This is a genomic window from Prochlorococcus marinus str. MIT 0917, assembly GCF_027359575.1.
In the GTDB taxonomy this organism is placed as follows: domain Bacteria; phylum Cyanobacteriota; class Cyanobacteriia; order PCC-6307; family Cyanobiaceae; genus Prochlorococcus_B; species Prochlorococcus_B marinus_D.
The window spans coordinates 1,401,687-1,425,556 of sequence record NZ_CP114784.1 but is presented as its reverse complement, the minus strand read 5'-3'; the positions used below and the strand labels follow the sequence as shown (position 1 = coordinate 1,425,556).

Below are 23,870 nucleotides of genomic sequence, written 5' to 3'. Positions count from 1 at the left end.
TAAATATATAAGTAAAGAAGTCTAGCCATATTTTTTAGAGGTAGTTTTAATAAATAGAGTTATAGATTTTAAATGTCCATTGGAATCACTGAGCTTGAGTTGACCGATGCTAGTACAATTTCAATTCCTACAGATGCAATATTTATACTTTTTCTATTAGTTGTCTTTGCATTAATAGGTTATTACTTTAACAATATCCTCGACAATCAAACAAATCAATTTGTTGAAAAAGTAGACGATAATTTACATCTTGAATTAGTCAAAGAAAAGTCAGAAGATCAATTAACTCTTGAGTCAGCAAAAGTGAATCACGAAAAATTAGAAAAGCCAAATATTAAAAAACTAAATTTCATACCACCTTCAAAATTTTGGAGGATTGGTAGTTTAGCTGTTGTAGCCATAGGAGGATCAAGTCTTTTAAGGATCCAATCTATCCAAAATTCATATAAAGGAGTGAACACTAGTCATGTCAATATCAAGACAGAAAATCAATCGGCAAAATCTTTATTATCAATGGCTCAAATAAAATCATCAAATCAATCTCAAACTAAAATAACAAAAATCAGTTATATTGATCCCTTATTATCAACTAACAATAGTTCAAAAAATAATAATTTTTTACAGGTTCAGAAAAGACGAACAGAAGATTTTTTCTCTTTCTAAAACGTATAAGCCAGGACTATATTTACCCTCATACCCTTTAACAAGTCAGTACACAGGACCAAAGGATATGTCTTTTAGTACTGTTACCTTAGTGATACCCTTCCTTACTGCCTCCTTTAAAACCTTTTCTATATCTAGCTTTCTAAGCTAGGTTGTATAATCGGCATTGATTCTAATAATTGAGCAGGTTAGTAATAAACATTCTTTAGATCACTTACTATCACTTAAGTAAGACCTATCAAAATAAATCACACTCACATCACACTTACCCTAGATTTAAACCACACTCGCAAAATGAGTCGATAAACAGTAGATGTCTACTAGTTTTCTATGATTCGAATAAAGCAATTCATCACACTCTCCTTATACTTCTTATACAGGTTAGTAATAATCAATAAGTTGCAAAACAACTAGTATCAAAAATATTCTTAGATTTATTTCTAAAAAAAAGCAATCAATTTATATACAAAATATACAAGGTATACGAATTTTAATGTATAATCTCCAAAAAAATTTTCATGGATGATAATCCACCACCAAAACCTGAAGGAGGTGTAATTAGAGGTGGACAGTGGTGGGCCAATGAAACTGATTATGAATTGAGTTTAGTCCCTGATCCAAATCAAGAAAGTACTACCAATAATCAGGAAACAACAGAAGCATCATCCAATCACGAAAGTACTACCGATAGTCAAGAAACATCATCCAATCAAGAAACCACCTCAGAAAATGATCCACCACCAAAACCTGAAGGAGGTGTAATTAGAGGTGGACAGTGGTGGGCCAATGAAACTGATTATGAATTGAGTTTAGTCCCTGATCCAAATCAAGAAAGTACTACCAATAATCAGGAAACAACAGAAGAAGCATCTCAATCAAATTCAGAATCAGAATCAGAAATTGTTTTAGCGTCTGATCCTCAGTTAGAAAGTCAAATTGGATTGCTTCCTTGGAATAACCCAGAAGGCTATTTTGATGGTCAACTTTGGTGGAGTAGCAAAGGTGATTATCTGATGGCACCTGAAGATGAAATACGACCAATTGCAGGCCCAGGTCCACAATCAATTTCTGAGGAAATAAAATCTCAAGGTTTTTTTGATGGTGAATTTGTCTGGGAAAGTGAAGAGCAATACATAGAAAAAGTCGCAAAGCAAGTCAATTACACAGAAGCTTTTTATTCATCTGATGGACCTCAAGATAAATCTATTGAGATTACTGGTAAGGATGCCCGAGGAAAAGAGATAAATGATATTTTTATAGCAAATCCACCAGAGGATATGCCTTTAAGAGGTACTAAAGAATATGCCCTTTTGCTTAAAGAAACTCAAGGCGAGTCTGCAAAGGAAGATTTTGATTACATCAAACACATTGCTAAAACTAGAGATCCAAAAGACTATCCAGATTGGCTCGATCCAGTAGTCCATATTGATGATCGATGGGTTGATCCAAGTAAAATTAATACTTCTAAAACTTTTGAAAAAAAATTAGAGGAATACGAATTCTTCAGAAGAAGTGATGGCTCCATCGAAATTGAAACAGAGACTGGTTTTGATGACATCACTGGTATTCCCAAACTTCAATTTGCCGATAAAGCAGTGAGTGCCATTGCTGAAATAGAAGCAACCTTTGATCAAATCAAAGCAAAAGACGATGTCACAGGAAAGATGTTTCGCGTTTATAACGCTGCCTTTAACCGGTTTCCTGATTCTGATGGACTTGAGTACTGGATTGAGAAAAATGGATCAGGAGAAAATACTGATAGACAGGTAGCAGAATCATTCTTGGGATCCAATGAATTCAAAGAGAAATATGGAGAGGATGTCACAAATGAACAATATGTGAAAACGCTTTATCAAAATATTCTTGATCGAGAACCAGATTTAGATGGATATAACTACTGGGTTGGACAACTCAATAATGGACTTGAAGATAGAAGTGAATTACTTTTAGGTTTTGCAGAATCAAATGAAAATCAACTACTCTTTAGTGAGGTCACTGGTTTATACTGATTATTTAATTCACAAATAACTTAATAGTAGTAGTAAATAAATATATTTTCAAAATCTAGACATGAACCACGGTTCACCTCTAGAAATAGCCATGCAAGGTTCGTAATAAAATCACACTTACATCACACTCCTCAAAGGTGCACATATAACACCGTCAAAATCCATTAGCACAACTGAGTTTTATTTGATCACACTTGCTATATAGTGTAATCGGCATTGATACGAACATATCTCAATATTTCAGTAATAGCAAGGCTTTTGAGCGATGAGACTAGCGTGAACAAACTGTGACCAGTGGCTGAAAAACAAGTCTTAACCTTGTTGTCCGACATATAACTGTGAACAAGGTGTGAACAAAAACAGATTGAGGGGGATCAGTATCATCTAATTCCTCCTTTCTATCTATTACCTAATAGATGTTATGGAACAAGAGCAACCCAAGAGAATGCAAGTCCTATGCCTATCCAAATCCCAGCCCACAAATTACGACTATTAATACCAAATTTATTGATCACTTTTTGAGAAGTTGCTGTTACAAGTAAAAGTAACGATCCTTGTGCAAGAAGAAGACCAACGAAATAACCTATGAGAGAAGTAGGCTCAGCACCAACAATTGTGCTTCCAAGTAAGTAGCCGTGTAAAGCAAACATTGGTAACAGCCATTTTGAGCTCAAAAGATTTAGAACAATTAATCCTTCTATCGCTAAAGATAAAGACACAAGAGCTTCTGCCCAAGAAGCTAATACATCAGGTAATGGCTGCAACTGTACTAATGCACTACCTGCCAAGCCAACCGCTAAAAGAGGGAACACCCATTGCTTCGTTTTTTTGATCCCAATAAGAGCTATACCTAGCATAAAAAGCAAATGATCAGGTCCAAGTAATGGATGCCCGACGCCACTAAGCAGAGCTTGCCAAGCTGACAGCCCAGCACTATCTCCCATACCAAAAGGATGATGAGCGAACACTGGAGCAACTAAAAAAGTCAACAAAAACAAGAGTGGAAGAAAAGCTGCAAGAAATTGCTTACGCCCAAAATAGGGAAACGTCATAGATCGATCCTCGTCGAATTGTGAAATAAGGCGGGCGTTCTGACTGATATCGATGAATATCGATACTTCACAGCTGCGGGACAGCAGCGGACTTTCACCGCTTTTCCCCGTTACCTCCAATGGCTGTTTCCCCTTGGAACCTCAGTAACAACTGAACTAATTGTTCTTTGAGCAGAGAGTCTAAAAAGATAGATTTAAATCAAAGGTGAATAAAGTATGACCAAAAAATTAATCCCTACAATCAATTGGCATAACATAGATCAGGATTTACGTTTTGTAATCGCATTAATATTAATGATCTTTGCAAGGTGAACAAACGTCGCATTCTGAACATTCACAGGGACAAACACAGCCACATCCTGGACATACTTCTTCTTCATTTCCATTGGAAATAATTGCATAGCTTAAAACTCTATACTTAAAGAAATTTTTAATCATAGTAACTTTGATTTACATCTCTAACTGTAATATAAGAAGAGCTAAAAGTCTATTATATCAATGGATATAAAATTCTATGCTCATAGATAATTAAAATGATAATCGTTTTTATTTTCAGTTAATTAAAGATTCTATGCATTATTTAGAGCTATTAAAATAATTTTAAAAGTTTCTAAACTTCCTTATAGCTGAGCTGTCAAATTCGTTTTTTATTGCTCTTTGTTGTTTACTGTCTAAGCAAATTCTCTAAGAGTCTTACAATAAATCTTGAGCATACTTAAATCATTTCTGAAAAGATACGTTTAAATCAACTGTGACCAAAGTGTGACCAAAAAATATTTACAATTATACTCAATTGATATGACTACATTTACGAGCTAAGTCGTGTAATCGGCATTGATGCGTACATATTGATCAGACAAGTCACAGCCCCAAGCAGTAGCCGAGCCTTTCCCAATCCCTATACTTACTCGAATACTTATAAGATCATCGATCAAATATTTCCCTGTTAATCTTGCTTTCATAAAGTTACTCACTAGTTGCCTATCAAAGGTGTGAGGTGTTCCATTAGAAAATATTTCATAAGGTCCAATCCATAATTTGACATCATTTAAATTAAAAGATATGCCTGCACGACCAAGTGCTGCAATAATTCTTCCCCAATTAGGATCGGAGCCATGAACTGCTGTTTTAACCAAAGAGGATGATGCAATTGTACGAGCTATTGCATGAGCATCTAAATCACTTGGAGCCCCCTCAACTTGAATCTCAAGCAAACAATTAGCCCCTTCTCCATCCCTTGCGATCGCTTTAGCTAGGTGTTGAGCTGTTAAATGTAATCCCTCTTCAAGAGAGGGTAGATATCTTTTATCTAATGCTTCTCCAGAAGAAAAAGCTAAAAAGGTATCGTTCGTGCTCGTATCTCCATCAACTGTAATAGCATTAAAAGATGATTCTGCAACTCGCTTTATCATCTCCGACCATAAACTATAATCTACGCCTACATCACACGTTATATAACTCAACATTGTTGCCATTGAAGGATGAATCATACCTGAGCCTTTAGCCATTCCTCCAATAGATATTCGTCTTCCTCCTAAAACTGCTTGATATGCAATTTGCTTTACCTGAAGATCGGTGGTCAAAATTGCATTCGCCGCATCTAGGTATGCCTCCTTATCTAAACTATTTATAAGGTGATCCAAGTGACTATTAACCCTGTCAACAGGTATTGGCTCGCCAATTACACCCGTGGAACATATCAAAACTTCTTCATTAGATAATCCCAGGCGTTTCGCAAGCTCATGTGTTATGACTTCACTATCAATTTTGCCTCTACTACCTGTACAAGCATTTGCATGTCCAGAGTTGATAACTACAGCACGTATTTTTCCCTCAGATGCCTGAAGTCGACCAATACAAAGATCCACGCAATAAGCACGAGTCAGTGATTGAGTAAATGTTCCACTGCAACACGCACCATCAGGGGCATATAGCAAAGCAAGATCTTTCTTCCCAGAAGGCTTCAGTCCTGCGGAAATACCAGCTGCTAAAAAACCATCAGGGGTAGTAATACCACCAGAGATTGGAGACCATACAGAAGATGTCAAAAGACTCAAATTCAGAAGAGCATTTTTCACTTACTATCAATATTAATGATTGACCAAAAACAAACCAACAAACTTTGCCTTCGATGGAAAGGCAAGCAAAGAAGAATAGGTATCACTGGAGGTATTGCCAGTGGAAAAACGATGATTGGAGATTTTCTATCTCAATCCAAGCAATGGCCTATTTTAGACGCCGATATATATGCTCATGAAGCATTGAAAACTGGAAGTCAAATATCCCAGAAAGTCTTATTAAGATATGGAAGTAGAATAATTCAAAATTCGAATAAAAATGATCAAAGTATTAATCGCAAAATATTAGCCCAAATAGTATTTCAAAATGATATTGAAAAAAAGTGGTTAGAGGAAATAATACATCCATTTGTCAACGCAAGAATTGACGAAGAATTAGAAAAATTAAAATCAAATTCAGAAGTAATTTTGATTATTCCACTTCTATTTGAAAAAAATTATACGAATTTATGTAGTGAAATTTGTTACATAGATTGCTCTAGAAGCATGCAATTACAACGACTACAGTCAAGAGGTCAATTAAGTCTTGAAGAAGCTAATCAAAGAATAGATGCCCAATGGGAAAACGATTTAAAAAAACAATTTTCAGATCATATAATTAATAATTCTAATAATAATGAGAAATGGAAAATGCAATTAAAAAAATTATATAATTTCTAGCCTTGTAACTTTTTATTTAATATTTGATTGGCAAGTTTTGGATCCGCTTTACCTTTTGTTTCTTTCATTAATTGACCCACAAAAAAACCTAGCAATTTCTTCTTCCCGGCTCTAAAAGATTCAACCTCATTAGGATGATTAAGGATCAATTTATCAATAATTTCCTCAATAACTTTTGGATCACCAATCATACCTAAACCACGTTCTTTGACTACTTGCTTTGGAGAACCACCGTTACTTAATAGTTCAGGCAAAATTTCTTTAGCAATTTTTCCACTTATTTCTCCTGCTTCAATCATTTTCAACATTTCTGCTAATTCATTTGGCTTAAAAGATAATTGATCAAATGATAATCTATTAGTTTTAATAAATGCTGCTATATCTCCAGTTATCCAATTTGCCGAAGATTTTGCTGCTCCACCTTCATTAACAACTTTTTCAAAATATTTAGCCATTGAAGATTCGTCAGTCAAAACTCGTGCGTCATAAATAGAAAGGCCAAGTTCTGCTGCGTATCTATTCCTTTTTGCGGCTGGCAATTCTGGTAATTCTGAGCGCCATTTTTCTTTTAAAGAATGACTGACTTCAATTGGACCTAAATCAGGATCAGGAAAATAACGGTAATCGCTACTGCCTTCTTTTGATCTCATGCTTTTAGTCAGTTGCTTACTTTCATCCCATAACCTCGTTTCTTGTTTTACTTCTTCTCCAGATTCATAAGCTTTAATTTGTCGCTTAATTTCATATTCACATGCTTTCTGAATAGCTGAAAATGAATTCATATTTTTGATTTCTACTTTTGTACCAAATGGATCATTAACAGTTGGTCGAACTGAAATATTCACATCACATCGCAAAGACCCCTCCTGCATATTCCCATCAGATACTCCCAGATAACGCATAATTCTTCTAATTTCAGCTGCATACTCCGCAGCCTCTCTACCTGTTCTTAAATCAGGTTTACTAACTATTTCAGCTAGTGCTACGCCTGCTCTGTTGTAATCAACCAAAGAATGGGTAGAGCCTGACAATTGATCACTACCTGCGTGAACAAGTTTTCCAGCATCCTCCTCCATATGTAATCTTTCAATACCTATTTTTTTTACATAAGTTTCTTTTCCTTTTTCGGCTACTTCTACCTCTATCCAACCATCTTCTGCAATTGGTTCATCAAATTGAGATATTTGATAATTTTTTGGTAAGTCTGGATAAAAATATTGCTTTCTATCAAATTTACTGTGAGAGGCAATATTTAAATTCAAAGCCATCGCAGCTTTTACTGCATATTCCAGAACCTTTTTATTTAGGACTGGCAAAGTGCCTGGTAAGCCACATACCACTGGGTCAATATGAGTATTTGGATCGTCACCAAAGTTGGTTGATGCACTACTAAATATTTTGCTCTTAGTTCCCAACTGCACATGCGTCTCTAATCCGATTACAACTTCCCAAGAAACATTTGATTCTGACATTAATTTGACCTAGATATATGAATCTTATGAAAGAAAAGCTCAGTCATGGAAGCTAACGTAATCTAAAACATTGAAAATAACATTTTCCAAATCCAAGCAATGGGTATCTTAAATGAAAAACCATTGTTAATCCTCGGAGGAGGATTAATGGGTCTTGCAATAGCCCATGAACTTGCTCAAAAAGGGAAACGCGTAGAAATTTTAAGTAGAAGTAGAAGTGAAGCAGCAGGATTTGTAGCTGCTGGAATGCTAGCCCCTCACGCTGAGGGACTTACAGGTGAGCTTTTAAGTCTTGGTCAAATTAGTCTTCAAAGACACCCGAGATGGATAGAAAGCATTGAGACAAATAGCAAAATGTCATGTGGTCTTAAAACTTGTGGGATTGTTGTACCATTTGAAAACTTTAAAGACTGTGAATCCTACCCAACATATAAATTTGGTGAAAAGCTAAACAGGAATGAGCTCCTTCAAGAAGTTCCAGGACTCTCAGAAAAATGGAAATTAGGTTTACTTTTTAGACAGGACGGTCAAATCGATAATCGAAGACTTTTAATGAGAGCTCTTGAAAAAGCTTGTGTTGAATTAGGTGTTCACTTTCAAGAAGGAGTTGAAGTTATTGAAATAATGAAAGATTCAAATCAATTTAATGGGGTCAAAATTAAAGACATCAATGGAAATATCAATCATTTAAAAAGCGAAGAGGCCGTTCTCTGCTGCGGAGCCTGGAGCAAACAAATATTCAAAACACTCCATATTTTTCCTGTTAAAGGCCAGATGTTATCTATTCAAGGACCAAAACAAATTCTAAAAAGAATTATTTTTGGACCTGGCATTTACCTAGTTCCAAGAGATGACGGCCTAATAATCGTAGGAGCAACTAGTGAGCGTGAGGCAGGCTTCCAAAAAGGACTTACTCCAAAAGGACAACGCGAGCTACAAAAAGGAATTCAATCTCTTATCCCTGAACTGAATCAACTTCCTCATATGGAGAGATGGTGGGGTTTCCGTCCATGCACACCAGACGAAGGACCTTTACTGGGAATGTCATCAATTAATGGACTCTGGCTTGCTACTGGGCATCATCGCAATGGAGTTCTGTTGGCAGCGATAACTGCAGAATTAATAGGAAAATCTATTTGCTCGAGCTCTTTAAGTAATGAGGAAAGTAGTTTTTTGTCCCAATTCAGATGGGACAGATTTTAAAAACCACTCACCAAAAGATTGTGAAGTTCAGAAATAATTTATTCAACTCTCCATGATTGATCTGATGGGTTCCAATCAACAAGTTCATTTTTCTGGAACCATAGATCAATTTCAAATACCGCTGTATCAGAACCATCAGAACCATGAATGACATTACGACCAATATTCACAGCTAAATCACCTCTAATAGTTCCAGGTTCAGCCTCAAGAGGCTTTGTTGCTCCAATCAATTTTCTCGCACTTGCAATAACACCTTCACCCTCCCAAACCATCGCTACAACAGGACCACTTGTTATGAAATCAACTAAACCTGAAAAGAAAGGACGATCTTGGTGAACACCGTAGTGTTTTTCGGCAAGTTCTTTGCTTGGTGTGAGTTGCTTTAGGCCTACTAATTTAAATCCTTTGGTTTCAAAACGACCAAGAATCTCAGCGATTAAACCTCTTTGCACACCATCTGGCTTGATAGCAACAAAAGTTCTTTCCAAAGTCATTGCGGTATTCAATAATATGAAGCCATAGTCTTCCCAAAACTACCATCTTGGCAAGTAAAACATGACACTTAATAAAACTGTTCTTAGATTTAATTGTATTAATCGTGAATGATCAAAACTTGGCAACTTTGTTATCGCATAAATGGCTGTGAAAAATACTAATCAATCTCTCTCTTGGACTATCCAAAACAGCTCAGATCTCTATGGGATTGATCGATGGGGAAAAGGTTATTTCACAATCAATGAAAAAGGTAATATTGGTATTTGTCCTAACGGTTCCAAAAACAAATCTCATGATTTGATGGAACTATTAGATGAACTCGAAAGTCGAAAACTAAAATTTCCTCTATTAATAAGATTTGACGACATTCTCGAAGACTGCTTAAAAAACTTACATAAAGCTTTTGCAAAAGCAATTAATGACTATCAATATCAAGGAAAATACCAAGGTGTATTTCCAATCAAGTGTAATCAACAGCGTCACGTTGTTGAAGAATTAATCACCTGTGGTTCCAAATGGAATTTTGGCTTAGAAGCTGGAAGCAAAACAGAGTTACTAATTGCTTTATCAACACTAGAAGATCCTAAAGCTTTACTAATTTGTAATGGATATAAAGATCAACGTTATATTGAAACAGCTATTTTAGCACGTCAGCTTGGACGTCAACCTATAGTAGTTATAGAACAAGCAAGTGATGTTGATCTTATAATCAAATCCAGTCATTTACTCGGAGCCTCTCCACTCATAGGAATAAGAGCCAAACTATCAAGTCAAAGCAGTGGAAGATGGAGTAGCTCGATTGGTGAAAAGTCGAAATTTGGACTTTCAATTCCAGAAATATTGAAAGCAATCAAAAGGTTAAAAGAAGCAAATCTTCTCAATGAATTAAAGCTTTTACATTTTCATCTAGGGAGTCAGATTAACGATATAGGTGTTTTAAAAGATGCTTTACAAGAAGCAGGACAAATTTATGCCGAATTAATTAATCTTGGGGCACCCATGGGATACTTAGATGTTGGAGGTGGTTTAGGAATTGATTACGATGGAAGTCAAACAGCCTCAATAGCATCTACTAACTACTCACTTCAAAATTATGCAAATGATGTAGTAGCAACAATTAAAGAGTGTTGTGAATCAAAAAAGATACCACTACCCACTTTGATTACGGAGAGTGGGAGAGCTATTGCTAGTCACTTTTCAATCTTAATCTTCAATATTTTAGGCATAAATTCGTTACCTTCTGACATTCCTAAAGAAGACGAAAAAGAATGTCTCTCTGTCAGAAATTTACGTGAAACATTAGTCCATATAAATTCTCTAGAACTTAAGCAAGAAGAAGATTTAGCCAAACTACAAGAAGCATGGAATGATTCTCTTAAGTTTAAAGCAGATGCACTAGCAGCTTTTCGTCTGGGTTATATAGATTTAGTTGAACGTGCAAAAGCTGAACAGTTGACATGGGCCTGTGCAAAAACAATTGTTAATCAGTTACCAAAAAATATACTTCTACCTAAAGAACTAAAGAAATTAAGTGAAAGGTTAGCCGTAACTTATTACGCAAATCTTTCCGTATTTAGATCAGCTCCAGACACTTGGGCCATTGATCAAGTTTTTCCAATTATGCCAATTCATCGGCTTAGCAAAGAACCGAACAAACTTGGTCACTTTGCAGATTTAACATGCGATTCAGATGGAAAGCTTGATCAATTTATTGATAATGGAAAAATTAAAAATTTGCTACCTCTTCATGAATTTAATCAAGACGAAAAATATCTAATTGGTCTTTTCTTAGGTGGCGCCTATCAAGAAGTAATGGGAAATCTACATAATTTATTTGGGAGTACTAATGCAGTCCATATAAGATTTACAGAAAAAGGGAAATATAAAGTTGAGCATGTCATTCGTGGGAATACAAAATCAAATGTTCTTGAATATTTAGAACATGATCCAGAAATATTATTAGAGCGATTACGAAAATCAAGCGAATCAGCTATTCAAGGCGGGCATCTAAAAATCCATGATGCACAAAAACTAATAGAGCATGTAGAAGCAAGCCTCCGTCAAAGTACTTACCTACAGAGCTAAATTAAGACAATTGTTGAGTCAAATCATCATTAGCTTTTTCTAAAGCTAGATCCAACGATTGAGGTTGACTACCACCAGCTTGAGCCAAATTTGGACGACCACCACCACCACCACCACACATTTTTGCAACCCCACTTATAAATTTGCCGGCATGAAAACCATCTGAAACTAAATCAGGAGAAAATGCAACAACAAAAACTAATTTATTATCGATCTCCTGATTTGGAATGCCTCCAAAAACAACAGCAGAGTACTTCCCTAAATGATCTATCAAATTTGCAGCTGCAGATTGCAATCCAGATCCGTCAACTCCATCTAAACGTCTGATTAATAATTTACTCTTACCAACAGATTTTGCATAACTCGCCAAACCTAATGCCTTCGCTAATGCGAGTTCATTCTTTACTTTGATAAGTTCTTTGGTTTTATCTTTCAATTCCACTTGAAGAGATGAAACTCTCTCAACAATTTCATATGATTGAACCTTAAATGATTTACTTAACTCCTTAACTACCAAATCACGTTCATTAAAATAATCTAAAACTGATGGACCAGCTATTGCCTCTATTCGTCTAATACCTGAAGCAATACCTGTCTCATTAATAATCTTAAATGTACCTAGTTGTGACGTGCGAGTTACATGGGTTCCTCCACATAACTCCATAGAAACACCTGGGACATCAACTACACGTACCACATCACCATATTTCTCGCCAAACATTGACAAAGCACCAGAAGCCATAGCCTCCTTAATTGGCATTGTTTTGATTTGAATTGGATGATCTTCGTTAATCCATTGATTTATTCGTACTTCCATATCTTCAAGTTCTTTTTTTGTCAAAGGTTTTGGAGCATTAAAATCAAATCTCAATCGATCATTTGAAACTAACGAGCCTCTTTGACTTACACTTGAGTCAATAGATAACTTTAAAGCTGATTGCAATAGATGTGTAGCGGTGTGATTTGATGTAGTTCGTTGACGAAAAGATGGAGTAACATTCATCTGAACAGGTGAGTTAACTTTGAGAACTCCAGTTTTAACAATTCCAGAATGAATAAAAATATTCTTCTTTTTTCTAACATTTTCTATATACACCTCTAGATCTTGAGACGTTATTAAGCCTTGATCTCCAATTTGGCCACCTGACTCAGCATAAAAAGGCGTTCTATTAACAATAATCTTGACTAAATCACCCTCAGCAGCTTGTTTCACTAATTCATTATTTTTAAAAATGCCTATAACAGTTGAAGTAGTGTTTAATTTTTCATATCCCTCAAATCTTGTTTCATCAAATAAAGAAATTTCTCTTTCAATTGAACCTTCTTCAGTTAAATCAATACTGACAGAAGCATCTTTTGCACGTTTACGTTGCTTTGCCATCTCGTTCTCAAAACCATTAATATCAACAGAAATGCCTTTTTCATTCGCGATCTCTTCTGTTAATTCCAAAGGAAAACCATAAGTATCATAAAGCTCAAATGCCTGAGCACCAGAGATAAGATCACATTCATGAGCTGTTATCTCTGCTAAAAGTTTCTCTCCCCGTTCAAGAGTTTCAAGGAAACGAGATTCTTCTATTTTTAACTCATTAAGAATGATTTTCTTTTTCTCAAGTAATTGAGGATAAGCATTTTTCATCAACTCAATAGCAACTTCAGCTAGCTGAGGTAAAAACGACTGGTTAATGCCTACCAGTCGACCATGTCGAATCATACGCCGTATAAGACGACGAAGAATATAGCCTCGCCCTAGATTGCTAGCAGTTACACCATCACAAATTAAATGAGTGACAGCTCTGCAATGATCTCCAATAATTTTTAATGATGTTTTATTTTTTTTATTTGTAGTTTCATAATTAATTTGAGCTAATAAAGCCGCTGACTCAATGAGAGGAAAAATAAGATCCGTTTCATAATTATTAGATTTCCCCTGCAAAATTTGAGCCATTCTTTCTAAGCCCATTCCTGTATCAATATGACAATTCGCCAATGGTTCTAGATTGCCCTTTGAGTCTCGGTTGTATTGCATAAAAACCAAATTATAAAATTCTATAAATCGACTATCGTCTTCAAGATCTATTCCATCACTTCCTAATTCAGGTTTAAAATCAAAATAAAGTTCCGAACATGGACCACAAGGTCCTGTAGCTCCAGATGACCAAAAATTATCTGAAGCACCCATTCTGATAATTCTTTTTGCATCAACCCCTACAACTTCTTTCCATATTTGCTCTGCTTCTGAGTCTTCTTCAAAAACACTAATAACTATATTTTTTGGATTTAGTCGAAAAACCTCAGTAGTTAATTCCCATGCCCATTGAATTGCCTCTTTTTTAAAATAATCACCAAAAGAAAAATTACCCAGCATCTCAAAAAAAGTATGATGCCTTGCAGTTCTCCCTACATTTTCAATATCATTTGTTCTTATACATTTTTGACTGGATGTTGCTCTCGGAGTGGAAGACTCTTTTAATCCTAAGAAGATAGGCTTAAAAGGTAACATCCCCGCAATTGTCAATAAAACTGTTGGATCATCTGGAATCAAAGAAGAACTTGCTAGTTTCTTATGATTATGTTGGGTAAAAAAGTTGATAAATGCTTCTCTTATCTCATCTCCGGAAAGGAATGGCGGATTCATTGAGGAGGAAGAATTTTTTTGCATACCTAAAAAATATCTCTAAAAAGGTTTTTGAAAACAATCACAAAAAACGTCAAATTTGCTCAACTCACCCTAAACAATAACAAAATGGAAACCCGTGAGACTTCGAAAGACAAAATATTCAAAAAACATCAGTCGAGAACTTTCCCTATTGCAAACAAATACTATTTACGGGAAGCAGTATCACACTTACAAACCCCAATAGCCTATTATGGTAAAAATGATCTAGGTATTTTCACTTAGCAGCCTGATTTATTGCGACCTTCAGGCTTCTTCTAATAAATGTCTTTGGGAACATGATTTTTACTGAATCGACAGCTTTAGAAAATCAGAAAAGTGATGGTCCTAAGCTTTCACTGCAATATGAAAAAATTGCTGCAGATACGCACACGTTAAGATCATTGGATTGGGATCGAAGCAGATTTGATATTGAATTTGGCCTTCGAAATGGGACTACGTACAATAGCTTTTTAATAAGAGGCAAAAAAACAGCACTTATTGATACAAGTCATTTGAAGTTTCAAGATATTTGGTTTGAAAAACTAAAACAAGAAATCAATCCAACAGAAATTGATTATTTAATAGTCAGTCACACAGAGCCAGATCATTCAGGACTAATTAAATACTTAATTGAATTAAATCCAAATATTGAAATCGTCGCATCTAAAGTAGCTATCAAATTTCTAGAAGACCAAATTCATCAACCTTTTAGTTCAAGAGCAGTCAAAAGTGGCGAGGAACTCAACTTAGAAATTAATTCAATCAGTGGAATTGAACATAAAATTGAATTTATTAGTGCACCAAATCTACACTGGCCAGATACTATTTTTTCTTTTGATCACGGTACACAAGTTTTATATACTTGTGACGCGTTTGGTTTACATTATTGTTCAGAAATACTCTATGACGAGAATCCAAGCCTATTAAATGAAGATTTTCGATTTTATTACGACTGCCTCATGGGTCCTAATGCCCGTAGCGTAGTTCAGGCATTAAAAAAAATTGATGCATTGCCAGACATCAAGACTATTGGTGTTGGGCATGGACCGATCCTTAATTTTAATACGCAGTTATGGCTAAATAATTACAGACAGTGGAGTAGTCAAAGAAGTACAGGCGAGAATTACGCTGTGGTTTGCTATCTGAGCCAATATGGTTTTTGTGATCGGCTTAGTCAAGCAATTGCTCATGGCATAGGCAAGGCAAATGCTCAAGTCCAATTAGTTGATCTTATAGCTTCAGACACTCAGGAGTTAAGCGCTCTAATTAGTGACGCAAGTGCAGTCGTTGTGCCAACGTGGCCTATCAAATCTGATTCAGAATTACAAAGCAACATTGGAACCCTACTTGCATCCTTAAAACAAAAGCAGTGGGTAGCTACTTATGACTCCTATGGCGGAAATGAAGAGCCTATTGACTTTATTACTAACCAATTAAGAAAGCTTGGACAAAAAGAAGCTTTTAAACCACTTCGAGTTCGTGACGAGCCAAACAAAAGTGTTTACCAAGAATTTGAAGAAGCTGGTACAGATTTAGGTCAGATTCTTACTAGAAAGAAAAATTTAGCAGCTACTAAAAGCCTTGATGGAGACTTAAATAAAGCGCTTGGTTGCTTAAGCGGTGGACTCTACATTGTTACAGCAAAAGATAGTGAAGGCGCGGACAGTCGAGACGGTGCGATGGTTGCAAGTTGGGTTAGCCAAGCAAGTTTTGAACCCCCTGGAATAACCGTAGCGGTAGCCAAAGACAGAGCCATTGAATCACTATTGCAAGTCAATGATCGTTTTGTTCTGAATATTCTTCAAGAAAATAACTATTTGCACCTCTTCAGACACTTTTTAAAACGTTTTCCACCAGGTGCTAATCGATTTGAAGGAGTTGAATTGATGAATGATCTTGCAGCTGGGGGACCAGTTTTATCTGACGCACTGGCATTTCTTTCATGTAAAGTTATTCAAAGAATGGAGACAACAGATCATTGGATCATATATTCATTAGTTGAAAAAGGTAATTTATCTAATACTCAAAGTAAAACAGCAGTTCATCACAGAAGAGTTGGTAGTAATTATTAACAATGACAGTAGAAACAATTTCTTCGACAAATTTAAATACTTTAATAAAAAAAACAATTCAGATTCCCATTGAAGAGAACTTACTTTGCTTAAGAAGCCTAAACCCAAAAAGAACAAGATTTGAAGTTGAATATTCTCTTGAAAAAGGAAGTTGTACAAATTCTTTTTTATTCAATTCTTCTAAAGATGAACATTCTAAATCAGAAGAATATATTTTAATTCATCCTCCTGGTTTAACATTTGAAAAAGAATTTTTAGAAGAGTTTCAGACATTAATTAAGAGTGATTCCGCTGAAATAAAGTTAGTCATGGGTCATATCAATCCCAATAAAGTAGCTTTTGTGAAAAGAATGAATGTGAAATATAAAAATTTAACGGTTATTTGTTCTAATCCAGGAGCAAAATTATTCAAAGAGATTTGGAATTTACGAAAACCATCTAGAAATACAAATCCCAAAGAAACATTTGAGACAGTTGCAGTCCTTCCGAATATTCAAATTATTAAGCAATTAGAGACTCTGTCACTCGATAATAATTTTGAGATTACATTCATTCCCGCGCCAACAGCTCGTTGGCCAGGTGGACTAATTGTTTTTGAAAAGCAAACTGGTTTACTGATGAGTGATAAATTATTTGGTGCACATGTTTATGAGGAAAAATGGGCTGAATTAAACAGTATTAGTACGGAGGAAGAAAGAAGACATTACTTTGATTGCCTTATGGCACCAATGTCTACTCAAGTCAATAGTATTATCGAAAAATTTGAAGACTTTGAGATTGACACAATAGTTCCCGGACATGGACCTGCAATCAGCGGTAGTTGGAGAAGTTTGTTAAATAACTATCAAAGCTGGGGGGAAAGCCAAAAATATAGCAACTTAAGAGTAGCTCTATTATTTGCCAGTGCATATGGAAATACTGCCGCTATTGCTGATGCCATAGCCAGAGGAATTAGTAAGACAGGAGTCAAAGTTAAGATTATTAATTGTGAATTCACCGCATCAGATAGCTTGATCACTGAAATTCGTAAAGCAGATGGATATTTAATTGGATCCCCAACATTAGGAGGACATGCACCCACTCCGATTGTTTCAGCACTTGGCACACTGTTGGCTGAGGGTGATAGAGGCAAGCCTACTGGAGTGTTTGGAAGTTATGGATGGAGTGGGGAAGCTCTTGATTTACTTGAAAAAAAATTAAAAGATGGAGGCTTCAAATTTGGATTCGAACCTATAAAAATCAAATTTAGTCCTGATCCTTTAATGATTAAAAAACTTGAAGAAATAGGTATCCAATATGGTAAGCAATTAATTAATGCAAAATTACGTCAACAAAGAAAAGCTAATGTTGGTTTAAATACGAGTAAAAATGATCCAACAATTAATGCACTAGGAAGGGTCGTCGGTTCACTATGTATATTGACTGCTCAAAAGGGAAATGAAGATAATGTAATTAACGGAGCAATGGTTGCAAGCTGGGTTAGTCAAGCAAGCTTTTCTCCTCCTGGTATTACGATTGCAGTGGCTAAAGAAAGAGCTGTAGAAAACTTACTGCATACAGGCGATAACTTTGCTTTAAACATTTTAGAGCAAAATAATCACCAAGCCCTGCTTAAACAATTTCTTCAATCATTCAAACCTGGAGATAATAGATTTACCGATCTTGAGATCAAATTAAGTCCAGGCAATCAGCCATTATTAAATGAAGCTTTAGCTTGGCTGGAGGGTACAGTTAATCAACGAATGGAGTGCGGGGATCATTGGCTGATATATGCTGAGATTAAACATGGAAAAGTCATTAAAAAAGATGGAGTAACAGCAGTTCATCATCGAAAAACAGGAGCGAACTACTAAACCCATTAGAGAAACGACTTTATCCATGTATACTTCCCTCCTTATTCACAATGTCTAATAAAAAGCTTCTTGTTATAGCCGCTAGCAATGGTGAAAATCTCAAACTAGCCAAAAAATTTTTAGTTGCAGGCAAAGAACTAAATTGCTCATGCGAATTACTGGACTTGACGGAATCAAAAAATGAGTTACCTATATTTAATCCACGTCATAATTCAAAAGATAAAGCACCAGAAAATCTTAAGTCTATCAATACTCAAATGGAAAGCCATTCACACTGGATCATTTGTGCGCCTGAATATAACGGTTCAATTCCTCCAATTCTTACAAATGCAATAGCTTGGCTTTCTGTACAAGGAAAAGATTTTCGAAGTTTATTTAATGAACGTCCAATTGCAATAGCAAGTTTTTCAGGAGGAGGATGTATGGAGTTATTACTTTCGATGCGAATTCAGTTAACTCATCTTGGAGCTTTAGTATTAGGTCGTCAATTAGCTACTAATAAATCAAAAGTTGCTGAGGATACATCAATTAACGCAATTCTAAATCAACTACTACAACTAAATCACCCAAATCAAACTACAACTGATCTTGACCGCTAGTTGATTGCTTATAAGAGTTCAATTTATACCATGTCTGCAACATTTTTTTTGCCATAGGTAGAGCATGTACTGAACCACCACCAGGAGTGTTCTGAGCGAATGCCACAATGACGATCTCTCCAGAGTCATAAGGTGCAAAGCCAGCAAACCACGCATGATCACTACCTCCACTACTATCTTCAGCTGTTCCAGTTTTACCAGCAACTTCAGGGAAAATAGAGGTATCTACATTTATGTCCATAGCAGTACCGCTTGTTACTACTTTACGCAGCCCACGACGGATTGTGGCAAGTGTCGTATCTTGAATATCTACTTTTTGTAAATATTTTTCTGATCTCCAATTTATATTTGCATCTACTAAATGAGGAGTAATCAAATAACCACCATTTGCAAAAACTGCATATGCTCGTGCTAATTGCAATGGCGTAACTAGAACAACAGATTGACCAATCGATGCACTAGCCATATCCTCCACTATCCAAGGAGTTTCTCCAGGCTGTCCCCAACCACGACCTTGATCAGCCCATTTCTTATTCCCTACTAAGCCTTTATTTTCATCAAGAAAAGTTTCTATCCCAGTGTAATTGTCGAAGCCAAGTTTGGTTGCAGCATCATATAAAGCCTGTGAACCAGATCCAACCCCAATTTGGTAAAAGAAAGTATTGCTAGAGACTCTGAATGCATCTTCATATCCAATCCATCCAAAACCTCTTTTATTATATTCTGGAAAACAATGACTTCCATATGTAATACAAGGAACCGTATTTAATTTTTTACTAGCAGGAAATTTACCACTTTCCATACCAGCTATAGCAGTTACTGGCTTCCATGTACTGCCTGGATCATATGCATTAAATGCTCTACTCAAAAGAGGAAGATTTGAGGACAAAAAAAGATTTTCATATTGTTTATTTGTAAAAGGCTGAGAAAAAAAATTAAGATCGAAAGTAGGTTGACTAGCAATTGCTCGAATTGCACCTGTTCGTGGATCAATCGCTACTATTGCTCCAGCAGTTTTGTCAGACAAAACTTTTTCTGCAGTAAGTTGTAGATCTAGATCAAGAGTTAATTTGATATCCTTACCAGCTTTTGGCATTTTTAACCCCAGACTGCGTTGAACTGTACCTAATGAATCAATCTCAAGCATTTCACCTCCCCATTTACCTCTCAATTCAGATTCAAAAGCAGCTTCAATACCTTTCCGTCCAATTCGGTCAGATAATTTATAACCTCTTTCTGAAAGCTTAGAAAACTCATTTGCAGTTATCAACTGTGTATAACCCAAAGCATGCGCAGCTAAAGACTTGTAAGGATAATTTCTAACTAAACCAATATCAATTTGAGCACCATATAAGTTATTTTCTTGTTCTTTAAATCTAATAACTTGCTCCACCGATAAATCAGTCAATAGTACTTTTTTATACGGAGTGTCGGAATGACTTCTATTAAATGAAATCTCTAATTGATCAATAGAAACATTAAACAAATCTGATAAAGACTTTCTAAGATCAATCCAATCACTATTAGTTAAAAGCCTAGGTTGAATAGATAATGAGTAAAAGAGTTTATTATCGGCAAGAACTACACCATTACGATCTAATAATCTTCCTCTAATTGGTGGATTAGCAATTAACTTGACTCTATTTTCTTCTGAAAGTTTTTTATAATATGATCCATTGATTATTTGTATCCAAAAAAGACGCACACCTGTTACTAAAAAAATTAAACAAACAAACAAAAAGAAAATTAAGGGTTGATTAAAAGCACCTACATGCTTTTTTGAACTTAAATACAATCTTTCTTTTTTCTTCATCTCTAAAAATCATGAATATTTATTAATCATCTATCTTTAATGAGTCATTATCAATCAAACGTCTTAATTGATCTAGTTCAGTATCAATTCTATTTAAGGTTGACACTAATGACTCTTGATCATTTATTTCGTGGTCAGGATAATTCTGTTCAACAGTTACATCAACTGAAACAACTGGATAACCTAAGCCAGGAATCCATTGATCAATCTTATCCCTAAATGTTTTTGCAGAGGTTTCGCCATCAACCTGGAATTCTGAAAATGGATCTTTTGATTTGAATACATGCATTATTTTTTGGAGTCCACCATTTTTAGCATTTTTTAAAATACCCATACCCAATGGCAAAGCAGACTCCATTGCAAATAAATGAAAATCCCTTAATTGATCTTTAGCCATAATGGCCTTATAAATGCTACTTAAGAATACCTGATTCTGACGTAGGGAAGTAAGGCGTACAACTATTATTAGATATACCTATGGACCAACCAGCAAAGATTGACATTACAATTACTGCTGCAAGTGGAAGAAAAGCTTGATGGGTAGTTTCCAGAGTTAACCATTCTCTCCAACCTCTTATAAAACGTTCTCTAGCAAACCTATTACGCTCTTTTGAAGCTTGATTAATTTTTTTTCTAAAAGATTTTTCTACCCAACGTTCAAAAGACTTTTTTTTAGTTACTGCCATTTTTCTCTCCACTTCTAACAATTGTCCTGCAGTAAGATGAGGGTGAAAAGTACCTATTAATTCAAGTGTTTTTAAAAACATTTCAACTGCGGCGTCTTTAATAATACGCTCTTCGTCTTTGAGAAAATTCCAATCAACTTCAGGATAAAAACGAGCTCTATTAAGATTGATCTGCTCCTCTCCTAACTGGCCAGGCTCTCTTAACCATCTATCAGTATTGTTGTCAAAGCGTCGCCAATATAGAAAAGGATTAATATAAATTACCTTCCCTGAGATAGTAATACTATCTTTCTGGAGCCGTCTGCTTAAATGCGCATCAGTTTGTTGTGCAACTGTCAAAAGTAATCAGCTATTGAACTAAGTTATCTTTTTTTATTGAAGTGCACCACCCCCACCCAATAAGATTACTCAATTTAGCAATATCTAAATTGTTCTCACTTGAAAGGTGAAGATAGAATTAATTTTGGAAAATCTCTTTCTAATTCTCTACTTTTTTATTTTGAGTTGAAAGTCTATCGCTTGATTTAATTAAAATGTACTCTAAAAGCCATATCAAATTTTTTACAGAGACAAGTATCTTCTTTAATCAATTCATGCAAAAAAACAATTATTCGGTTATGTTCATCCTGAACATAACTAAAGAAAAGCAATGCTTCGTAAGCAAGAAAAGAATGCTATCACGAGAGGAGTAATCCTTGCTATTGGTTGGGGATGGGGTTTAGATAGATTTTATGAAGGTGACAAAAAAGGAGGAATTCTATCAATCATTGGCTGGGGAATTATTTTCACAAGTTTTCTATACTTGAAATGCTCAGGTGTCGAATATGTTGATGGTATCAAAGATTATTCCAGCTACAGTCCAAATCCTCTAATAGTTCTTCCGTTAATTGCTGGTTTATATGGAATATATTTAATTCTGAGAAAAGGTTTTAGATTAGCAAAACAATTTGAGAATGCTGAAGACTAAGTAGTCTTACAGGCTACAAATCAATTCAGCCTGATGATCTAAGTCATTTTGTTTTTTAATAGTGACAAAAAGTCATTATGGGAGTAAAAATAAACCAACAGGACAACTCCTCACACAATCGTTCTGTTAAAAAAAGCACCCAACTTCTTGCAAGCAGGGTGTTTTTTTAATGACTGATTTTCGAATTGTCACATGTGACAGTTACTCAACTCACCTGCTCTTACTTGAGTTTCCCATCAGATGCGTAATTATATCTATGTGAGGAGTTGGGATCCTCCGCAGTGGAAACAAGGAAACACTTGCGCCTGATCTCCAAAAAAGCCGCCAAGTTCTAAACTAGGCGGCTTTTTTGTAATTATTTTTTTATTTAGAAAAGATCCTAAAAAAGCAATCAGAACGGTATTCTCTACAATTTATAATTCAATTGAACAAATAATCAATTAACTTATAGAATTAACAAACTACTAATGACTGAAGACAACAAGGCAAGCCAAAAGAAATGCAGTGGGAAAAGCAAAGCGATGTTTGCTTATGGCATTGTTCAACTAGGTTCTAATGTAGTTTCGGCTGTGGCTCTTGCTGCAATCGCTCTTAGTTTTTGTTCTGTTAAACAAGAATCAAAAGTTTTCAATGAATGTGTTGAAGAAGTTCAAGCGACTGGCAAGAGCTCTTCAGATGCAGTTCGCTTTTGCAATGGTGGTAAATAATTTTCAGTAAACAAAGAATTAGGAATATTCCACTAATCAATTAATTAGAAAATGGGGTGCAAAAGTCTAAACCCCATTTTTTATTTATCTACGGTTTCTAGTAATCGTCACACTCACCATGCAATGCTCTCTGCTTTTAAGAGTTGTTGAAACCTCTTCACTTCTTGTCTGAATTTGCGTCAGTTGCACTAAATGAAACTATTAGATCTATTGCTTCATTTTTGGTAAAGGATTTTCCTTTATGTGATTTGAATATCATTGCGATCTTCTCCCTAAGAGCATTATTTTTATAAAATTGAAGTACTGATGTCGTAGCGCTATCAATTTTCCGATAATAACAACCATAATTTTTATGATCCAATGAACCTCAAAACCATTAGAAGTATTTGTCTTAGTTGTTTAGCACTTCTAATTATTTTCTATCCACCAAAAATATATGCTCGATCGCACGAATGGATTGCAGTTCCAAAGAGTCAATATGGAGAGCAGTTATGGGATAAGAACAGCGTTCAAAAAAATCAAGCTGGATTTATAAGAGTGTTAAGCAAATTTATTCCTACAAGTACTACTGAAATCACTCAAGACATTCTGTATACTATGAATATCAACTGTTCAGAAAAATCCTTCATAGATATTGCAGTAGGTGCAAAGGAATTTAATGAATTCAAAAATAAGGATTCAGAGTGGAAAGATGCCAATGGAGATGAATTAATTTTGGGTGTGATCGATCAGGTTTGTGGTTTTATGAAATCATATTGAATCCTTAGTTTCTGTGATTAGTTTCTTTACTCTCTTAA

General features: G+C 35.3%; 19 protein-coding genes and 1 riboswitch. Of the genes, 11 read left to right on the top strand and 8 right to left on the bottom strand.

All coding sequences use genetic code 11. The features are described 5' to 3' along the window. The first annotated feature begins 72 nt into the window (after positions 1 to 72). Positions 73 to 663, top strand: a complete 591-nt coding sequence (locus O5637_RS07915) for a hypothetical protein (protein ID WP_269604013.1) — start codon at positions 73 to 75, stop codon at positions 661 to 663. A gap of 518 nt (positions 664 to 1,181) precedes the next feature. After that, a complete protein-coding gene (locus O5637_RS07910; protein WP_269604012.1) occupies positions 1,182 to 2,672 on the top strand; it encodes a DUF4214 domain-containing protein in 1,491 nt (496 codons plus the stop codon). Positions 2,673 to 3,091: 419 nt separating this feature from the next. On the opposite strand, the gene O5637_RS07905 is transcribed toward O5637_RS07910, so the two are convergent. Next, positions 3,092 to 3,724, bottom strand: coding sequence for a HupE/UreJ family protein (locus O5637_RS07905; RefSeq protein WP_269604011.1), 633 nt, complete (start codon positions 3,722 to 3,724; stop codon positions 3,092 to 3,094). Positions 3,725 to 3,735: 11 nt separating this feature from the next. Continuing rightward, positions 3,736 to 3,883, bottom strand: a riboswitch (cobalamin riboswitch). A 656-nt stretch (positions 3,884 to 4,539) separates the two neighbouring features. Beyond that, on the bottom strand, positions 4,540 to 5,802 hold the full coding sequence (argJ, locus tag O5637_RS07900; protein ID WP_269604010.1) for a bifunctional glutamate N-acetyltransferase/amino-acid acetyltransferase ArgJ: 1,263 nt from the start codon (positions 5,800 to 5,802) through the stop codon (positions 4,540 to 4,542). Positions 5,803 to 5,817: 15 nt separating this feature from the next. Between argJ and coaE the strand changes: the two genes are divergently transcribed. Further along, complete coding sequence (coaE, locus tag O5637_RS07895; protein ID WP_269604009.1) at positions 5,818 to 6,462, top strand: dephospho-CoA kinase; 645 nt, start codon at positions 5,818 to 5,820, stop codon at positions 6,460 to 6,462. Here the strand turns inward: coaE and gatB are convergent. Beyond that, positions 6,459 to 7,934 carry an Asp-tRNA(Asn)/Glu-tRNA(Gln) amidotransferase subunit GatB gene (gene gatB, locus O5637_RS07890; RefSeq protein WP_269604007.1) on the bottom strand — a complete coding sequence of 492 codons (1,476 nt, stop codon included), beginning with the start codon at positions 7,932 to 7,934 and terminating at the stop codon, positions 6,459 to 6,461. The genes coaE and gatB overlap by 4 nt on opposite strands. A gap of 99 nt (positions 7,935 to 8,033) precedes the next feature. On the opposite strand from gatB, the gene thiO reads away from it, so the two are divergent. Further along, complete coding sequence (gene thiO / locus O5637_RS07885) at positions 8,034 to 9,137, top strand: glycine oxidase ThiO (RefSeq protein ID WP_269604005.1); 1,104 nt, start codon at positions 8,034 to 8,036, stop codon at positions 9,135 to 9,137. A gap of 38 nt (positions 9,138 to 9,175) precedes the next feature. Here thiO and ndk read toward each other — a convergent pair whose 3' ends face one another. Beyond that, positions 9,176 to 9,631: a nucleoside-diphosphate kinase gene (gene ndk / locus O5637_RS07880; protein ID WP_269604003.1), complete on the bottom strand. Its 456-nt coding sequence runs from the start codon at positions 9,629 to 9,631 to the stop codon at positions 9,176 to 9,178. A 142-nt stretch (positions 9,632 to 9,773) separates the two neighbouring features. Between ndk and speA the strand changes: the two genes are divergently transcribed. Continuing rightward, complete coding sequence (gene speA, locus O5637_RS07875; protein WP_269604001.1) at positions 9,774 to 11,717, top strand: biosynthetic arginine decarboxylase; 1,944 nt, start codon at positions 9,774 to 9,776, stop codon at positions 11,715 to 11,717. 1 nt (position 11,718) lies between these two features. Here speA and alaS read toward each other — a convergent pair whose 3' ends face one another. After that, positions 11,719 to 14,379: an alanine--tRNA ligase gene (gene alaS / locus O5637_RS07870; protein WP_269603999.1), complete on the bottom strand. Its 2,661-nt coding sequence runs from the start codon at positions 14,377 to 14,379 to the stop codon at positions 11,719 to 11,721. A gap of 293 nt (positions 14,380 to 14,672) precedes the next feature. On the opposite strand from alaS, the gene O5637_RS07865 reads away from it, so the two are divergent. Genes O5637_RS07865 through O5637_RS07855 form a run of 3 tightly spaced genes read left to right on the top strand, consistent with a single transcriptional unit; the run spans position 14,673 to position 18,900 of the window. Beyond that, positions 14,673 to 16,448: a diflavin flavoprotein gene (locus O5637_RS07865; protein WP_269603997.1), complete on the top strand. Its 1,776-nt coding sequence runs from the start codon at positions 14,673 to 14,675 to the stop codon at positions 16,446 to 16,448. Positions 16,449 to 16,450: 2 nt separating this feature from the next. Further along, positions 16,451 to 18,301: a diflavin flavoprotein gene (locus tag O5637_RS07860; RefSeq protein ID WP_269603995.1), complete on the top strand. Its 1,851-nt coding sequence runs from the start codon at positions 16,451 to 16,453 to the stop codon at positions 18,299 to 18,301. 50 nt (positions 18,302 to 18,351) lie between these two features. Then, positions 18,352 to 18,900, top strand: a complete 549-nt coding sequence (locus tag O5637_RS07855) for an NADPH-dependent FMN reductase (RefSeq protein WP_269603994.1) — start codon at positions 18,352 to 18,354, stop codon at positions 18,898 to 18,900. On the opposite strand, the gene mrdA is transcribed toward O5637_RS07855, so the two are convergent. The 3 genes from mrdA to O5637_RS07840 are packed head-to-tail and all read right to left on the bottom strand — an operon-like array spanning position 18,878 to position 21,738. Next, on the bottom strand, positions 18,878 to 20,713 hold the full coding sequence (gene mrdA, locus O5637_RS07850) for a penicillin-binding protein 2 (RefSeq protein ID WP_269603992.1): 1,836 nt from the start codon (positions 20,711 to 20,713) through the stop codon (positions 18,878 to 18,880). The genes O5637_RS07855 and mrdA overlap by 23 nt on opposite strands. A 22-nt stretch (positions 20,714 to 20,735) precedes the next feature. Further along, a complete protein-coding gene (locus O5637_RS07845) occupies positions 20,736 to 21,110 on the bottom strand; it encodes a hypothetical protein (RefSeq protein WP_269603991.1) in 375 nt (124 codons plus the stop codon). A 16-nt stretch (positions 21,111 to 21,126) separates the two neighbouring features. Then, positions 21,127 to 21,738: a hypothetical protein gene (locus O5637_RS07840; RefSeq protein ID WP_269603990.1), complete on the bottom strand. Its 612-nt coding sequence runs from the start codon at positions 21,736 to 21,738 to the stop codon at positions 21,127 to 21,129. Positions 21,739 to 22,048: 310 nt separating this feature from the next. On the opposite strand from O5637_RS07840, the gene O5637_RS07835 reads away from it, so the two are divergent. The 3 genes from O5637_RS07835 to O5637_RS07825 all read left to right on the top strand — a co-directional run bounded on the left by O5637_RS07835 (position 22,049) and on the right by O5637_RS07825 (position 23,832). After that, positions 22,049 to 22,366, top strand: coding sequence for a hypothetical protein (locus O5637_RS07835; protein WP_269603989.1), 318 nt, complete (start codon positions 22,049 to 22,051; stop codon positions 22,364 to 22,366). A gap of 467 nt (positions 22,367 to 22,833) precedes the next feature. Next, positions 22,834 to 23,073: a hypothetical protein gene (locus O5637_RS07830; protein ID WP_269603987.1), complete on the top strand. Its 240-nt coding sequence runs from the start codon at positions 22,834 to 22,836 to the stop codon at positions 23,071 to 23,073. 360 nt (positions 23,074 to 23,433) lie between these two features. Beyond that, positions 23,434 to 23,832 (top strand): hypothetical protein, encoded by a 399-nt coding sequence (locus O5637_RS07825; RefSeq protein WP_269603985.1) that lies wholly within the window; start codon positions 23,434 to 23,436, stop codon positions 23,830 to 23,832. Positions 23,833 to 23,870 lie beyond the last annotated feature (38 nt).

Excerpts from the sequence above, each read along its gene's own strand:
- O5637_RS07915 (WP_269604013.1), top strand. The coding sequence starts at position 73 with ATGTCCATTGGAATCACTGAGCTTGAGTTGACCGATGCTAGTACAATT.
- O5637_RS07910 (WP_269604012.1), top strand. The coding sequence starts at position 1,182 with ATGGATGATAATCCACCACCAAAACCTGAAGGAGGTGTAATTAGAGGT.
- O5637_RS07905 (WP_269604011.1), bottom strand. The coding sequence starts at position 3,724 with ATGACGTTTCCCTATTTTGGGCGTAAGCAATTTCTTGCAGCTTTTCTT.
- coaE (WP_269604009.1), top strand. The coding sequence starts at position 5,818 with ATGATTGACCAAAAACAAACCAACAAACTTTGCCTTCGATGGAAAGGC.
- gatB (WP_269604007.1), bottom strand. The coding sequence starts at position 7,934 with ATGTCAGAATCAAATGTTTCTTGGGAAGTTGTAATCGGATTAGAGACG.
- thiO (WP_269604005.1), top strand. The coding sequence starts at position 8,034 with ATGGGTATCTTAAATGAAAAACCATTGTTAATCCTCGGAGGAGGATTA.
- ndk (WP_269604003.1), bottom strand. The coding sequence starts at position 9,631 with ATGACTTTGGAAAGAACTTTTGTTGCTATCAAGCCAGATGGTGTGCAA.
- speA (WP_269604001.1), top strand. The coding sequence starts at position 9,774 with ATGGCTGTGAAAAATACTAATCAATCTCTCTCTTGGACTATCCAAAAC.
- alaS (WP_269603999.1), bottom strand. The coding sequence starts at position 14,379 with ATGCAAAAAAATTCTTCCTCCTCAATGAATCCGCCATTCCTTTCCGGA.
- O5637_RS07865 (WP_269603997.1), top strand. The coding sequence starts at position 14,673 with ATGATTTTTACTGAATCGACAGCTTTAGAAAATCAGAAAAGTGATGGT.
- O5637_RS07860 (WP_269603995.1), top strand. The coding sequence starts at position 16,451 with ATGACAGTAGAAACAATTTCTTCGACAAATTTAAATACTTTAATAAAA.
- O5637_RS07855 (WP_269603994.1), top strand. The coding sequence starts at position 18,352 with ATGTCTAATAAAAAGCTTCTTGTTATAGCCGCTAGCAATGGTGAAAAT.
- mrdA (WP_269603992.1), bottom strand. The coding sequence starts at position 20,713 with ATGAAGAAAAAAGAAAGATTGTATTTAAGTTCAAAAAAGCATGTAGGT.
- O5637_RS07845 (WP_269603991.1), bottom strand. The coding sequence starts at position 21,110 with ATGGCTAAAGATCAATTAAGGGATTTTCATTTATTTGCAATGGAGTCT.
- O5637_RS07835 (WP_269603989.1), top strand. The coding sequence starts at position 22,049 with ATGCTTCGTAAGCAAGAAAAGAATGCTATCACGAGAGGAGTAATCCTT.
- O5637_RS07830 (WP_269603987.1), top strand. The coding sequence starts at position 22,834 with ATGACTGAAGACAACAAGGCAAGCCAAAAGAAATGCAGTGGGAAAAGC.
- O5637_RS07825 (WP_269603985.1), top strand. The coding sequence starts at position 23,434 with ATGAACCTCAAAACCATTAGAAGTATTTGTCTTAGTTGTTTAGCACTT.